Below are 15,279 nucleotides of genomic sequence, written 5' to 3'. Positions count from 1 at the left end.
ACTTTTACACATTTAACGTTATATTTTCGTGATTATTATTTGTAACTTTATGAAAAATATAGCGTTTCTGATTTAAGGTAAAAGGTGAAACGTTTACCTTGGATCCAATACTAGCACAAAATGACAATGTAATTACAATGTTATAAAAAATTTTTTTGTATAAAAAAAGTGCGGCCTATAGCCGCACTTTATTAACAATCAGAAAAATAAAGGAAAATTAGCTGCAGCGGATACGGTCGACGGCGGCTTTCCAACCATCATAGGCTTGATCACGTTCTTGCTTGGTCAATCTTGGAGTGAAAACGCTATCACTCTTCCAACAATGGGTTAAATCGTCGATTGAATTGAAGACACCAGCCTGTAATCCTGCTAAGAAGGCAGCACCAAGAGCGGTGGTTTCCGTAATCTCAGGGCGCTCTACTTCAGCGCCCAATATGTCTGAAAGAAAGCCCATAACCCAATCATTACGCGACATACCGCCATCTACACGAATAGTTGTGGGGCGAGCGCCATCGCTTTCCATTGCTTTTTGCAGGTCCTTAGTCTGATAGCAAACAGACTGAAGTCCCGCTGCAACGATTTCGCTAATGCCTGTGTCGCGGGTTAAACCTAAAATTGCGCCACGGGCATCTGGATCCCAATAAGGTGCGCCTAAACCAGTAAATGCCGGGACAAGGAACACGCCGTTATCTTGTCTTGCTCGCTGTGCAAGTGCCTCCGATTCGGCGGCATCGTCGATAAGCTTCAGGCCATCTCTGAGCCATTGAACGGTTGCGCCGGCCATAAAAATACTGCCTTCAAGCGCATAAGTCGTTTTGCCGTTTAAACGATACCCAACGGTGGTGAGCAATCGGTTTTTCGATTGCAAAGGGGCGTCACCAGTGTTCAATATCATAAAACAACCGGTACCGTAGGTGCTCTTGGCCATGCCTTTTTCGAAGCACGCTTGGCCAACTAATGCTGCTTGCTGGTCGCCTGCTACGCCTTGGATAGGAATAACTCTACCTATGATATCTTCTTTCGTTACACCAAAGTCAGCCGCACAGTCCATCACCTCGGGTAGCATTGAGCGTGGGATATTGAATTTATTAAGTAATTTCTCATCCCAGCATTGATTATTGATGTCGAACAGCATTGTACGCGAGGCATTGGTGGCATCAGTTTTGTGTGACTCACCACCCGTTAAGCGCCATATAAGGAACGTGTCTACGGTTCCAAACAACAGCTCTCCGTCCTCGGCTTGCTGTCTTGCACCTTCTACATTGTCTAATATCCAAGCTACTTTTGTGGCAGAGAAATAAGGGTCTAACAGAAGCCCTGTCGATTCAGTAATGTGTGAAACGAGCTCTTCGTCTTCACTTAGATCACGACAAAGCTGGGCTGTGCGTCTGTCTTGCCAAACAATAGCCGGGTAGACCGGCTCGCCAGTGTTTTTATTCCACACTAAGGTTGTTTCGCGCTGGTTAGTGATACCAACGGCTGCGATATCTGATGGTGTTAATGAACATTTATTGAAAACTTCTTTGAGGGTAGAGACAACGCTTTCCCAAATTTCCTCTGGATCATGCTCAACCCAGCCATCTTTCGGATATTTTTGAGAGAATTCCTGTTGTGCAATAGCGTCTATACTGCCCTTTGGAGAAAAAATGATGCTGCGAGAGCTTGTTGTACCTTGGTCAATGGCAAGGATATGTTGTCCCATAAGGTCACTCCTGAAGATAGTTTTCATAGAGTTTGCATCATTTACACAGGATTAACAATGCTATATTTTCGAAAACGAACATTGGTGTTTCGTTTTGTTATGGGAACATTGAAGTTAAGCACGTATAATTGATGTAATTTTCTAATTCTGAGGACTCGTGATGAATCAAACGCAAAGACACGAAAAAATTGTTGGGCTTATAAAGCTACATGGTTTTATGTCTATTGATGATTTGGTCAGTGCTTGCGAAGTTACGCCGCAAACAATCCGTCGAGACCTTAACCAGCTTGCTGAAAATGGTGTGGTAAGTCGCTATCATGGTGGTGCTGGCCTAAACAGAAGTTGGGAAAACACGCCATACCAGGAAAGGAAAACCCAAAACAGCGAAGTCAAAGAGAAAATTGCTGAAGCAGTGGCTGCGATGATCCCTGACGGCGCATCGTTGTTCATTAATATCGGTACGACGACGGAAATGATTGCAACTAAGTTGCTCAACCACAAAAATCTTCACGTAGTAACCAACAATATTCACGTTGCTACCATTCTTTCGGCTAAAGAGGATTTCTCCGTCATAATTGCTGCCGGTGAAGTTCGCTATCGCGATGGCGGAATCATTGGCGAGGCAACCTGCGATTTTATAAGCCAGTTCCGCATGGATTACGGCATAATCGGTATCAGTGGTATTAGTTCGGACGGTGCACTACTTGACTTTGATTTCAGAGAAGTCAAAGTGTCCCAAGCCATTTTGGAACATACTCAACACGTTATATTAGCTGCGGACTACAGTAAGTTTGAACGCCGCGCAATGGTGGAGCAGGGGCACATTTCACAGGTTGATTGCTTGGTTTGTGATAAAACGCCGCCGCCCAGCATAAGCAAGATAATCGAAGAAAATAACATCACCTTTGTCAAAGCGTGACCATCTATTTACCATAGTTTTCCACTACTCTTAAACCTGTTCTCGGTTTTGGTCGCATTCTACTTTTTGGCAGCCTTCTTTAAACATTACGCACTGTTGCCGCAAGCGCTCTTACACACCACGTATTTTTCAATGTAAATCAGTCAAATATTGTTGCGATTGAATTTGTTCATTCCTTTTAATTACGAATTTTAACTTTCTTTAATGTTCGTAAATGTTCGTTTTGTGTTGACATGTTTTCTTTTTGCTTGTCAAATAGACAACCATATGAGGATATCCATATAAATACCACTAGAGGCAATGTATGAGTCAAAGCAATCAAACTGAACAGACAGTCGACGTTTTAGTCGTTGGCGGCGGTGTTAACGGCGTAGGCGTCGCGCTTGACGCTGCGGGACGCGGGCTTTCGGTTGCTTTGTGCGAGAAAGGTGACCTCGCAGGCGCAACGTCTTCTTCTAGCAGCAAATTAATTCATGGTGGACTTAGGTATTTAGAACATTATGAATTTCGCCTAGTGAAAGAAGCGCTGGCAGAACGTGAAGTGTTGTTGAAGAAAGCGCCTCACATCATGTGGCCGCTACGTTTTCGTTTGCCTCACCAAAAGCATTTACGCCCTGCGTGGATGATACGAATTGGTTTATTCCTCTATGACTCGCTGGCTAAGCGCAATATGTTGCCGCGCTCACGTAAGCTAACGACCACCAGTGAAAGCCCGCTGGTTAGCGATATTTTAACGTGTTTTGAATACTCAGATGGTTGGGTAGATGATGCACGCTTAGTGGTACTAAATGCGCTAGCTGCCCAAGATCAGGGGGCGAAGATATATACGCGTACTGAATGCGTTAAAGCTGAAAAGTTAGATAATTTGTGGAATGTGGAGCTTAAAACGTCTCGAGGGAAAACGTTTACAGTTAAGGCCAAGTCAATTGTTAATGCGGCTGGACCGTGGGCAGTATCGTTTCTAGATCGCTTGGTAAATATTCACAACCCCAATGCGATGCGCATGGTAAAGGGAAGCCACTTTGTCGTTCCCAAGCTATATAACTCTGACGAAGCGTACATTCTGCAAAATAAAGACGGGCGTATTGTATTCGTGCTCCCTTACGAAGGTGATTTCTCACTTGTGGGCACGACAGACGAAGACTTTAAAGGTAATCCGTCTGACGCTGCAATTTCAAACGAAGAGACTGATTACTTAATTGACGTCGTAAACAACTACTTCAAGTCCAAGATAACACGCGAAGATATAGTCCATACTTACAGTGGCGTGCGACCACTCTTAGAAGAGAAAAACGCGTCAGCACAAGAACTTACTCGGGACTATAAAGTAGAGCTTAAGGGTGAGGCTGGAAAGCCCGTATTACTGAATATCTTCGGCGGCAAGATTACAACCTATCGAAAGCTTTCAGAGCACGCGGTAGATAAACTTGTCTCATGTTTCCCGAAAGCGAAAAAAGCGTGGACCAAAGAAGTACCGCTACCAGGTGGTGCATTTGAGAGTCAAGAATCGTTAGTTGCTCAACTAACTTCCGAGTTTTCTTGGCTGGACAACGCTATCGCTGAACGCTACGCAAGACAGTATGGTTTGCTATGTTATAAGTTTCTTAAAGGTAAAGTGTCAGTCGATGCTATGGGGACTCATTTCGGGGCTGGTATGTATCAGGCAGAAGTTGATTACCTTATAGAGTGCGAGTGGGCTTGTTGTCTAGAAGACGTGATTTGGCGCAGAACAAAACATGGATTACGCTTGGACAAAGCACAACAGGAAGCGCTGTCTTCTTATATCTCAATGAAAGTTTCTGGCGCAGCTCAATCGGATGAGCCTGTGGATGCTGTATTGGCAAGCGCATAACCCGTGAAAGTTACGCATTAGAAGGAGCCATCTTTGCTTGAAAAGCAATAAGGTGGCTCAATCGCCATTGATTAGCTAGCCCAGCAGGATAAAGTAGACGACTTAAAATGAACATGGACGTGATAAACAATACTTCCGTCAAGGAAGTCGTACTTATTAGACACGGTAAGCCTCTCTCGGCGCATAATGACAAAGTAAACTCAGCTCAATATGCTCAGTGGGTGCGTAACTATGATAAATCGATACTCGATCCAACAAGTCACCCAAAGCAGAAGACCCATATCGACGACAGCTACATTGTGGTTAGCCCGTTACTAAGGGCTAAATTGTCTGCGGCTTATTACGGCGCGACTCAAATTGATGAAGAGTTGCCCCATCTTAAAGAAATGGATATTCCTTACTACAAACTTCCGTTCACCTTGCGCAGTTGGCACTGGGTCGTCTTAAGCCGTGCATTATGGTTTATAGGATTTAAAGGTCGATTTGAAAGTTTCAAAGCTGCCAAGCAAAGGGTTAATCTTGTTTCCGAGCGTATTGAAAAACTGTGTGAGAAACACGAGCGGATAGTGCTATTCGGGCATGGTATGACTAACTATTACACCCGAAAATTACTCATAAAAAATGGCTGGCAATTAAAGCAAAAAGACGGTGATTTTTGGGGAATTACGATATTGCACAAGCCGTTGCCATAATGCTGAGCCTTCGTTTTTAACCAGAAATTCTTAAGGTTTATTTATACCTACTTCATTTTTTCTTCAAAATGTCGATAAAATAGAACAATGCCTAACAAGCGCTAACGACTTGAACAAAGGCATGGGGAATCGACAATGAATAAAACCAACAAAAAGAAACCTTCCACGTCTAATGTTTTTAAAGCGGCTATTGCAGCTATTTTTGCAATTACCTTTGGCGTCACTATCAACTTTCTTCATACCGACGAGCAAGACACCACAATCACCGCATTTGCACTAAATCTAGATACGTTTAAGCGTCACGTCGTCTCGTCTCACTGGCAATGGCGAGTCCGCCAACCCACCACTATGATAATGCTGATTCACTACAACGAGTCGGGCAAAGAAACGAATCGTACTCCGGTGCGAATGAATCACAACGGATGGCCGACCGCAGAGCTTTCTAGTGAAGGGTGTGAAAAAATATGGACGTCGCTAATGGCGACACCACTGCGCGTGGACGGCTTTAAGATCCATGCAGACTACTATGCTGAACTTGAAGAGAACGAAGACAACTATTGGTGTCGCTTCAGCTTAAGTAGCGGCGCGTATTTCGACTATTTTCCTGCAAATGGAACAGTAACAAATTTAAGCGATTAAACTGGCCACATAAACGAGGGTGCACAATATAGGCCTATGCTTATATAGGTATTTGTTCTATTTAGATAATTAGTCTACTTTTGAGTTAATGCCATGTTACTTATTGGCGCCATAAGGTATTGTTGATTATAAGATAATACTCGGCATTAACGAATTAAGTAGATATATGCTTTCACGCTTATTTTCTTCGAAAAGTAAAAAAACTAGCGTCACTGTAGGCGTATCGGTCTGTGCTTCTGAGCTACACATTGTGGCTATAGAGCGCAGTGGCGACGCTGTTTCACTTAATTCTGTTTCTTCAATTCCCTATGATCAGCATCAGCCTCTCAAGCAACAGCTATCGGCGGCGTTAAGCCCGTTTGCTAAGTCGACCTGTAATGTTTCTATAGTGCTTTCACAGCATATGTACCACATGGTACAGGTTGATAAGCCAGAAATGGCAGAAGAGGATATTACAACAGCGTTACCGTGGACTCTCGGAGAGCTGGTTCCCTATGACTCCAGCAACATGGTTTTAGACTATGTCGACTACCCGGTTAAAAGTCGGAGTGGCGGCCAAAAGATAAATGTATTCGCTGCCGAAAGGTCCTCACTTGCTGCCGTCGCAGCGAGCATGGCAAAAAAGAAAGACAAGCAGCTTACACATATCCACACCAAAGAAGTGTTAGCAACTGAAATGGTGCCAAATGATGACTATGCGCGACTACTCATCATCCAAGAGCCCAACAGTGAACCGTTTTTAATGATAGTGCGCTCTCAGGCTATTTGGTTGGCACGTCGCTTACGTGGATTTGTAAGCAAAGTTAATGAGCAAACAGACCTGTCACAGCTAAGTGATACTTTGGGATTAGAAATTCAACGCTCAATGGATTTCTATGAGTCGCAACTTAAGCAGCCGCCTTTAAAAGAAATTCTGTTTAAAACTCAATTTGACTGTGTGCCAGTGATCGAACGGCTGAAGCCGTTTCAGCCCGTTGCCATGAATGTCTTTACTTCACAGCTTAATTTAGCCGATGTAGTTGAACCTGCCTGCCACTTTGCGTTAGCAAGTGCACTTGTTGCAGCGAGAGAGGTGGCATGAAAAGAACGATAAACCTCTATCAGGACTCTCTTAAACCAAAGAAAGAGCGGTTACCATTCTCGAAGGTACTTTGGCTTAATGGCGCGGCAATAGGTGTCATGTTGGTGGTGGTAATCGCGCTCAATATTACGTTGGGGGCGAAGCAGAAAAAGTTAAATGAAAAAACAAACGCGATTAGCCAACTGAATAGCGAAATTAAAACCTTAAGCGCTGCACTCGAGAAGAAACGAGACACCCAGTCGCTTCAGCAACAGCTTGAAAAGGTGAACGCCAAAATTGAAAACCGAAGACGTCTGTTAGCGTATCTTGATAGCGGAGAGTTGTCATTTGACGCAACAAAGTACGGCGAGGTGATGGACGACTTGGCTAATTTCCACAATCAGAACCTATGGCTGACGAGTATTGATATCGATACACAAACCATTCGCCTGTCAGGCCAAACCTTGGCGCCTTCATCTATACCTGTGTGGCTTAAAAAGTTGCAGCAGTCTCCGTTTTTCCAAGGTAAGTCATTTTCTTCAGTGCAGTTTGATGAAGTAGACGGCAAAGAAAACGTGAAACAATTCTTGATATCCACAGATTTTGAAGGAGACGCTGATGAATCAGTACCAGCAGCTCTCTGAGAAATTCTCCGCTCTTGAAAGCAGAGAAAAACAGCTAATTACATGGGTGAGTTTTGCTCTCATTATCTATCTATTCTTCTGGTTCGGTGTTTCGCCTGCACTTGATGACTTGTCTGCAACCGATAAAGCAGTCATCAGAAAGGAGAGCGAGCACAAAGCATTGGTCATTCAAAGAGATGCTATTCAAGAAGCGCTAACCATCGATTATACAAAGCGCACGCAGCTAGAACTCGATAAGGCCAGAAAAGACCTACTATCAATTGATGAGGCACTACTTTCACTTAATGAAGGGTTTGTCGCAGCCGATCGAATGCCCGAGCTGCTTATGACGCTTCTAAACGAAGAAGACAACGTACGTTTAGTGAATTTTAAGGTCGAGCCTACCGAAACAGTACGCTTTGGTGACGGTGAGTCTCAAAGCACACCGTTTTACCGTCATAACATGCGCTTAATTATTGAGGGAAGTTACTTTGACCTGCGTAGCTACCTAGCGCGCCTTCAAGCCGCCCCTGAAAAAGTCGTAGTAACAGATTTTGCTTACAACGTTGAAGCTTACCCAAGTGCCACGTTAGCACTGGGGTTAGCAACGGTAAGCAATAATGAAACCTTTATCTCGCTGTAAGGAGAGAGTGTGAAACGGTTAAGAATTGTGGTCACAGCTTTAGCGATAGCAACATGCTTACCTGCAGTTGCGTCTGTCGACCCGACTAGGCCTGCAATCGCCAGTGCATCAGTGTCTAGCAATGATGAAGCGGTAGCAGGAGAGCTAGCACTTCAATCTATCTTTAAACGCAGTACAGGTTATAGCGCGATCATATCGGGTAAATCTTACCGCGTGGGCGACACACTGAACGAATACACCGTATCAAAAATTAACCCCAAGAACGTGGTTATCACTGACGGACGTCAGCAGAAAATACTAAGAATGTATGCATATGAAATTAAAAAATAGCCTCATTGTTAACACATTGGTTTTGTCTGCAGCGTTAGTTGTGGCAGGTTGCCAATCTTATGGTGTTGGCGAGGAAGTAAAACCTCATATTCGCGATGAACTAGCACGTTCTCAGAATACGACATCAAGTAAACCAACACCGCCCCCTCAGCTTAATCAAGAACTGCTGGCAGAGGTTGCCCGTTATCAAGCGTTACCTGCGCCAACATCACAGAAAATGTTCGCAGTTTCTGCTAACAATGTAGACGTGCGTCCGTTTTTCGACGCGTTAATTGAAGACACACCTTACAGTGTCGCCGTTCATCCAGCCGTGTCAGGGCAAATTAGCTTAACGCTCAAAGAAGTGGCGTTAGAAGATGTGTTAACCATTATTTCGAGAATGTATCCGTTAGACGTGTTTTTAGAAGGGAAGGTAATTCAGGTTATGCCTTCTCAACTAAAGACGGAATCTATCCCGGTTAACTTTCTTATGATCAAGCGCTTCGGTGTATCTAACGTAAGCGTTATTGCCGGTGGGGTAAGTGAGCAAGACCAAAACAATGGTGGCAACAACGGTGGAATTAACGGCAATAATAACATTAGCGGGAACGCGCTAGGTGGTCAGGGTGGTTTTGGAGGCCAAGGCGGACTTGGCGGCAATAACATCCAACAGCTCAATGGCTCAAACATTCAGACTACCAGTGAAAACGACTTTTGGAGCGATTTAAAGGAGGCACTAAAAGTACTGGTCTCTCCAACAGAAGGTCGCCAAGTTGTGGTTTCACCCCAAGCAGGCTTAGTGACCGTTCGAGCATTGCCCAGCGAAATCGCAGTGGTGAAAGACTTTTTAAACCAAAGCCAAGAGAGCTTACAGCGACAGGTGGTATTAGAAGCGCGCATTATTGAAGTCACGCTAAACGATGGCTATCAGCAAGGCGTGCGCTGGGATCGCATTGCAAGCGGCTTGACGGGCAGTGTGAACTTTGGCTTCAGCGGCGGAGCTATAGCGTCAAACTTTGCTGCAAATACCGCTGCAGGTATAGATCCAGCCATTAATGCAGTTAACGGCATAGGGAACTCAATATCTACAGATATTGGCGGCGTTTCTACATTGAGAATTTCCCGAGGTGACTTTGACGGCGTTATCAATATGCTGCAAACCCAAGGTGATGTTCAGATGTTGAGTAACCCCAGAGTGACCGTCACTAACAACCAGAAAGCAGTGATTAAAGTCGGTCAGGACGAATACTTTGTCACCGATGTGTCGACCAGTGAAGATCAAAGCGCGACACAAACCGAAAACGAAAATGACATCGAACTTACCCCGTTTTTTTCAGGTATTGCCTTAGATGTTACCCCTCAAATTGACAGAAGCGGCTCGGTTATATTGCACGTTCACCCATCAGTAACGGAAACGGCAGAGCAGACTAAAGTCATTCAGGTGGGCGATCAGCAAATCTTGCTGCCACTGGCACAAAGTAATATCCGAGAGTCAGATACGGTAATTCGTGCCCGCGATGGAGAAATTGTCGTGATTGGCGGTTTGATGGAAACCGTTACCAGTGAGCAAGAATCAAAAACGCCTTTGTTGGGAGACATTCCATTCATTGGTAACGCGTTTAAAAACAAAGCCAAAACGCAAAGTAAGCGCGAGCTGGTGATCTTGATACGCCCATCAGTTGTGCAACCGGACACGTGGGAAAAACAACGTCTTCGCACTCAGTCATTACTTGATCAGTGGTATAGAAACTAATTATGTATCAGGGCTTTTTTCACTTCACAGATATGCCGTTTTCGCTTACCCCGAATACGGATTTCTTTTGTGCGCTTGCGCCACACAATGAAGCGTTAAAAGTCATTTTATCAGCATTAAGTATGTCTGAAGGCTTTATAAAAGTAACCGGTGAAGTCGGTACAGGTAAGACATTGTTATGCCGTAAATTAATTAATCATCTGTCTGATAAATTTGTAGCCTGCTATTTACCCAATCCATACCTTTCGCCTGATGAATTACGCCAAGCATTTGCGAAAGAGTTAGGTATTGTTACGGAAGGAAATAGTGATAATCAAGGCTTGCATAATGCAATAGAGACAAAGCTATTAGCCCTTAAAAAAGAGGGGCGACAAGCGGTATTAATCATTGACGAAGCGCAGTCGCTGAGTTGGGATGCTCTTGAGATGCTGCGTCTTTTTAGCAATTTGGAAACGGAAAAAAGTAAGCTGCTTCAAATTGTCTTGTTTGGACAGCCTGAACTTGATGACAACCTGGCAAACCCTAAAGTAAGACAAATCCGCCAGCGAATAAGTTTTTCTTACACTTTACGCACAATGACGTCAGCCGAAGTCGATTACTACATTGGTCACCGGTTGACGACAGCAGGTGGTAACGAGCAGTTGATATCTAGAGGACTGCGCGCATTTATAGCGTTGGTTACCAAGGGTACGCCTCGCTTGGTTAACATAGTTTGTCATAAGATTCTTTTGCGCGCATATGGTCAGGGCAAGGCGTCGGCGACCTGGTCACATACACTAAGCGCCGTTTTCGATACACATGACTGTAAACGCAGACTTGTCCCAAGGCAGAGTCTTGTTATTTTGTCGCTTGCTGTGGTGGCAGTAGCAAGTGTACTGCATGTATACGGCGCAGGTGGCATATGAGTATTTTGAATGACACCTTAAAGTCACTGGATGAACGCAATAAAAGTGAAGACTTTGGTTTGCCGCCAACCGTTGAAGTCAGTCAACGTCCAGTGTGGCCAAAAGCGCTCATGATCATCGCCGTTTTGGTGTTTGTAGTATGGTTAGTAATTACACTTTTATCTGGTACTTCCCATCGCGAAAAAAATGAAGATGGATTAAGCACAACGGCCGTTTCAAGTGCCCCGAGCGTTAACAACCCGCCTGCTGAAAGTACAATATCAGAGCGCGTTGCCGATAGCACAGCAGATATAAATGCGCCGTCACAAGGAATGCAATCGACCCCGTTATCTGAAAGTGATATGGCGCTACAAAACAGTGCGTCAGATGTGGCTGAGCTTGTTTTCAATACCGTTGATGAGTCCCTTGAAGATGATGAAGCTCAATACAGAAAAAGGGTTACAACTACGGTATCAGCAACCAGCACAGCTGATGATGTGAATGCGTCAAGCGTCAATAACAGCGCAAACGCCAGTAGCCCTCAATCAGAACTGTCTGCGGTTAGCAAAACACAACCCTCAAGCTCGAAGGCCGCAGAGCCTAAACCCACAAATATCATAACCAGAGAGCCTGTAGTTGAGGTAGCACCTAAGTCACCTGAACAACAAAGTGCAGTGCATTTAGAAGCAGGACTTAAAGCGTATAACTTTGGCATTTTTGATGAGGCTCAAAAAAGCTTCACGCTAGCACTGGCAACCTTTCCGCAAAATGACGAGGCGCGCAAGCAGCTAGCTGCACTTTATTTTGGACAAAACAATAATTTACAGGCACTGCAGGTACTTTCAGAGGGCATTGTGATCTCGCCTAGCGAATTAATTTGGCGAGAGCTAATGGCCAAAATTCTGGTGCAGGAAAGCCGCTTCGAAGAAGTATTGAATTTGATGCCTGATAGCTTGGATGCTAAAGCGTTAGCCGAAGGCCGTGCCGACTATCTAATTTTAAAGGGCACCTCTGCTCAAACCATCAATAAGTCAGAGCAAGCGATCTCAGCATTCAGCGCTATGACATCGCTACAGCCTAATAATGCGAAATGGTGGTTGGCACTAGGGGTGAATTATGACGCATTGGCAGATGAGCGCCTGGCGATATCATCTTATTCCAGGGCACTCGCCATTGGCGGGCTTTCCTCTGCATCTGCACAATATGCAAACTCGCGTCTAACTGATTTACAGGAGCAGCCTTAATGCGACCTCGATTAAAGATGCGCCTTGGCGACTTACTCGTTCACGAAAACATTATCTCCAGTGAGCAGCTTGACAATGCGCTTGCGGCGCAGCGAACGTCAGGGCGCAAACTGGGGGATACACTTATCGATTTGGGCTTTATTGGCGAACCCCAGCTTCTTCGCTTCTTGGCACAGCAGCTAAATATTCCTTTTTTGGATATAACACAGCGCCGTATAGACCCAGAGCAAGCTCAGCTTATCCCAGAGACTTACGCACGTCGCTATCGTGCCTTAGTGTTAGAGGCGGACGACGATGAAGTGCTGCTGGGCATGAGCGACCCAACGGACTTGGGAGGCTTAGACCAACTCGGCCCGTTAGTCGCTCCTCGAACCATTGAGCTGGCTATTGTGCAAGAGAACCAAATGCTAGAGGCATTTGATTCTGTTTACCGCCGTACCCAGGACATTGCGTCGTTTGCTGAAAAACTAGGTGAAGAGTATGCAGACGAAGCTGATTTTGAGTTGTCAGCCCTTGATGACACCACCTCGGATGCCACGGTTGTTAAGCTACTTCACTCCATATTTGAAGATGCCGTTCAAGTTAGGGCATCAGATATTCACATCGAGCCCGATGAAAAAATCCTGCGCATTCGACAACGTGTCGACGGCGTTTTGCAAGAAAACACGCTCAACCAAGTGAAAATAGCGTCGGCGCTGGTACTACGACTCAAACTCATGTCTGGCTTGGATATATCTGAAAAGCGTATTCCACAAGACGGGCGATTTAATATTAAAGTGAAAGGACACACCTTAGATGTGCGTGTGTCGACCATGCCAGTGGCCAACGGAGAAGCGGTAGTTATGCGTTTATTAGACCAGTCTGCTGGCCTACTAACGCTAGACCAAACCGGTATGCCCGATGCTATGGCAGAGAAATTTAGAGCTGCCATTAATCGTCCCCACGGTATGATCCTGGTAACGGGGCCTACGGGTTCCGGTAAAACTACGACTCTGTATGGGGCACTTAGCGAACTCAATAAGCCTGACCTTAAAATCATAACGGCTGAAGACCCCATTGAATACCGTCTACCGCGAATCAACCAAGTTCAGGTTAATGCCAAAATTGGGCTGGACTTTGCCGCCATTCTTCGCACTACGTTACGTCAAGACCCCGACATTATCATGGTGGGGGAAATGCGTGACCAAGAAACCGTAGAGATTGGTCTTCGAGGTGCATTAACCGGCCACTTGGTATTAAGTACGCTTCACACCAACGACTCAGTAACCAGCGCTATTCGCCTTATCGATATGGGCGCGGCGCCGTATTTGGTTGCCACTTCATTACGAGGAGTGCTTGCACAGCGTCTGGTTCGTAGGGTGTGTGAAAACTGTAAAGAAGAAAAGCCTGCAACCGCCCAAGAACAAGCGTGGGTTGGCTTCTTGAAACCTGAATTAGCCACTGCCACCTTCTATAAAGGGCGCGGGTGCAACAGTTGTAATCACACAGGGTACAAAGGCCGGATAGGTGTTTTTGAATTTCTGGAAATGAACGAGGACATGATGGAGGCCTTGCGTGAAGACGACACGCAGGGCTTCGTAGATGCGACTAAGGCGAATAAAGACTTTGTTCCTTTATCTCACATGGCGCTGGACTACGCAGCTCAGGGCAAAACTTCTTTAGATGAAGTGTTCAAAGTCGCTGAATTTGTTCCTGAAGTGGTGAATCACTAATGCCACAGTTCAAGTACGCAGGTAAGTCAACGCAAGGCGGGCCTCAAAAAGGAGTTATAGAAGCCGCGTCAGCGCAAGCCGCAGCACAAGCCTTGCTGTCACAAAACATTGTGCCTCTTACCATTGTTGAATCAAAAAAACGCAGTGCAGAAAATGAAGGAGACGGCTTCGATATCACGCGTTTATTTCAACAAAAGGTGGGACTGGATGAAATGATCATTTTCTCCCGCCAAATGTACTCATTGCTAAAGGCCGGTATTCCCATTATTCGCGCCATTAAAGGCCTAAGCGAAAATGCATCGCATAAACGCTTTCAAGAGATTTTGAAAGATATTGCAGACCAGTTAGAGCAGGGACGAAGTCTGTCTTCTTCCATGGCTAAATATGAAAAGGTGTTTACGAGACTTACCATATCCGTGGTGGTGGTAGGTGAAAATACCGGTAAATTAGACGACGTATTCCTACAGCTTGCCCTCTATTTCGAGCGCGAGCAAGAAACCCGCAAGCGCATCAAATCGGCGCTTCGCTATCCCACTTTTGTGTTAATTGCGCTAGCAATTGCCATGTTTATTTTGAATCTATTTGTTGTGCCAGTGTTCACCCAAATGTTTGAGCGCTTTGACACTGAACTTCCAATTATGACCCGCGTGTTAATTGGTACTTCCAATTTCTTTGTGAACTATTGGTGGCTGCTAATTATTGTGATTGTGGGAGGGATTTTCGCTGTTAAACAATACGTTAATTCGACTAATGGACGACTCAAATGGGACAAATTTAAACTAAAGTTGCCTGTCGTGGGCAGCATTATTGAGCGATCATTACTTTCAAGATATAGCCGAAGTTTTTCAATGATCTTACGTGCAGGCGTGCCGTTAACCGCAGGGCTTTCACTTACTGCCGACGCCGTTGACAACGCGCACATGCAAAAGCGCATTAAAGAAATGCGGCAAGGGATCGAAAAAGGCGAAAGTTTGCTTAGAGTTTCGAAAAATAGCGAACTGTTTTCTACACTTGTACTACAGATGATTGCAGTAGGTGAGGAGACGGGGCGACTAGAACCGTTGTTAGAAGAAAGTGCTGACTATTACGAACGTGAAGTCGACTTCGACTTGAAAAGTTTAACGGCCAAAATCGAACCTATTTTGATTGGTTTTGTTGCGGTAATGGTATTGATCCTGGCGCTAGGCATATTTACGCCAATGTGGAACATGATGTCGGCGGTGAAAGGCGGCTGATAAAGCGCTTTA

At 45.1% G+C, this 15,279-nt stretch carries 14 protein-coding genes; 13 read left to right on the top strand and 1 reads right to left on the bottom strand.

Going from position 1 to position 15,279, the window contains the following annotated elements:
• Nucleotides 1-217: 217 nt before the first annotated feature.
• The gene (gene glpK / locus MHN09_RS09465; protein ID WP_239240367.1) at nucleotides 218-1,702 is read right to left on the bottom strand and encodes a glycerol kinase GlpK; all 1,485 of its coding nucleotides are present in this window, start codon (nucleotides 1,700-1,702) and stop codon (nucleotides 218-220) included.
• A 160-nt stretch (nucleotides 1,703-1,862) separates the two neighbouring features.
• Between glpK and MHN09_RS09460 the strand changes: the two genes are divergently transcribed.
• From MHN09_RS09460 to MHN09_RS09400, 13 genes are all read left to right on the top strand, one after another.
• A complete protein-coding gene (locus tag MHN09_RS09460) occupies nucleotides 1,863-2,621 on the top strand; it encodes a DeoR/GlpR family transcriptional regulator (protein ID WP_014947888.1) in 759 nt (252 codons plus the stop codon).
• A 304-nt stretch (nucleotides 2,622-2,925) separates the two neighbouring features.
• Nucleotides 2,926-4,473: a glycerol-3-phosphate dehydrogenase gene (glpD, locus tag MHN09_RS09455; protein WP_239240364.1), complete on the top strand. Its 1,548-nt coding sequence runs from the start codon at nucleotides 2,926-2,928 to the stop codon at nucleotides 4,471-4,473.
• 107 nt (nucleotides 4,474-4,580) lie between these two features.
• Nucleotides 4,581-5,165: a phosphoglycerate mutase family protein gene (locus MHN09_RS09450; RefSeq protein WP_168462950.1), complete on the top strand. Its 585-nt coding sequence runs from the start codon at nucleotides 4,581-4,583 to the stop codon at nucleotides 5,163-5,165.
• A gap of 135 nt (nucleotides 5,166-5,300) precedes the next feature.
• The gene (locus MHN09_RS09445; protein WP_239240361.1) at nucleotides 5,301-5,804 is read left to right on the top strand and encodes a hypothetical protein; all 504 of its coding nucleotides are present in this window, start codon (nucleotides 5,301-5,303) and stop codon (nucleotides 5,802-5,804) included.
• Between the two features lie 166 nt (nucleotides 5,805-5,970).
• A complete protein-coding gene (locus tag MHN09_RS09440) occupies nucleotides 5,971-6,885 on the top strand; it encodes an agglutinin biogenesis protein MshI (RefSeq protein WP_156085765.1) in 915 nt (304 codons plus the stop codon).
• Nucleotides 6,882-7,508, top strand: a complete 627-nt coding sequence (locus MHN09_RS09435) for a PilN domain-containing protein (protein WP_061439056.1) — start codon at nucleotides 6,882-6,884, stop codon at nucleotides 7,506-7,508. The genes MHN09_RS09440 and MHN09_RS09435 overlap by 4 nt, the downstream gene beginning before the upstream one ends.
• Complete coding sequence (locus MHN09_RS09430; protein WP_061439059.1) at nucleotides 7,483-8,130, top strand: type II secretion system protein M; 648 nt, start codon at nucleotides 7,483-7,485, stop codon at nucleotides 8,128-8,130. Before MHN09_RS09435 ends, MHN09_RS09430 begins: the two co-directional genes overlap by 26 nt.
• A gap of 9 nt (nucleotides 8,131-8,139) precedes the next feature.
• Entirely contained in the window at nucleotides 8,140-8,460 is a 321-nt protein-coding gene (locus MHN09_RS09425) for an agglutinin biogenesis protein MshK (RefSeq protein WP_014947895.1), read from the top strand.
• A complete protein-coding gene (gene mshL / locus MHN09_RS09420) occupies nucleotides 8,444-10,192 on the top strand; it encodes a pilus (MSHA type) biogenesis protein MshL (RefSeq protein WP_061439061.1) in 1,749 nt (582 codons plus the stop codon). Before MHN09_RS09425 ends, mshL begins: the two co-directional genes overlap by 17 nt.
• Nucleotides 10,193-10,194: 2 nt before the next feature.
• The gene (locus MHN09_RS09415; protein ID WP_061439063.1) at nucleotides 10,195-11,097 is read left to right on the top strand and encodes an AAA family ATPase; all 903 of its coding nucleotides are present in this window, start codon (nucleotides 10,195-10,197) and stop codon (nucleotides 11,095-11,097) included.
• Nucleotides 11,094-12,320, top strand: a complete 1,227-nt coding sequence (locus MHN09_RS09410) for a tetratricopeptide repeat protein (RefSeq protein ID WP_239240357.1) — start codon at nucleotides 11,094-11,096, stop codon at nucleotides 12,318-12,320. The genes MHN09_RS09415 and MHN09_RS09410 overlap by 4 nt, the downstream gene beginning before the upstream one ends.
• Nucleotides 12,320-14,032: a GspE/PulE family protein gene (locus MHN09_RS09405; protein ID WP_039236887.1), complete on the top strand. Its 1,713-nt coding sequence runs from the start codon at nucleotides 12,320-12,322 to the stop codon at nucleotides 14,030-14,032. The genes MHN09_RS09410 and MHN09_RS09405 overlap by 1 nt, the downstream gene beginning before the upstream one ends.
• Entirely contained in the window at nucleotides 14,032-15,267 is a 1,236-nt protein-coding gene (locus MHN09_RS09400; protein WP_014975386.1) for a type II secretion system F family protein, read from the top strand. The genes MHN09_RS09405 and MHN09_RS09400 overlap by 1 nt, the downstream gene beginning before the upstream one ends.
• The last annotated feature ends 12 nt before the right edge of the window (nucleotides 15,268-15,279 follow it).

It is taken from the genome of Alteromonas sp. MmMcT2-5, from assembly GCF_022348315.1.
Classification (GTDB): Bacteria; Pseudomonadota; Gammaproteobacteria; order Enterobacterales; family Alteromonadaceae; genus Alteromonas; species Alteromonas macleodii.
This window is presented reverse-complemented; position numbering and strand designations above follow the sequence as displayed.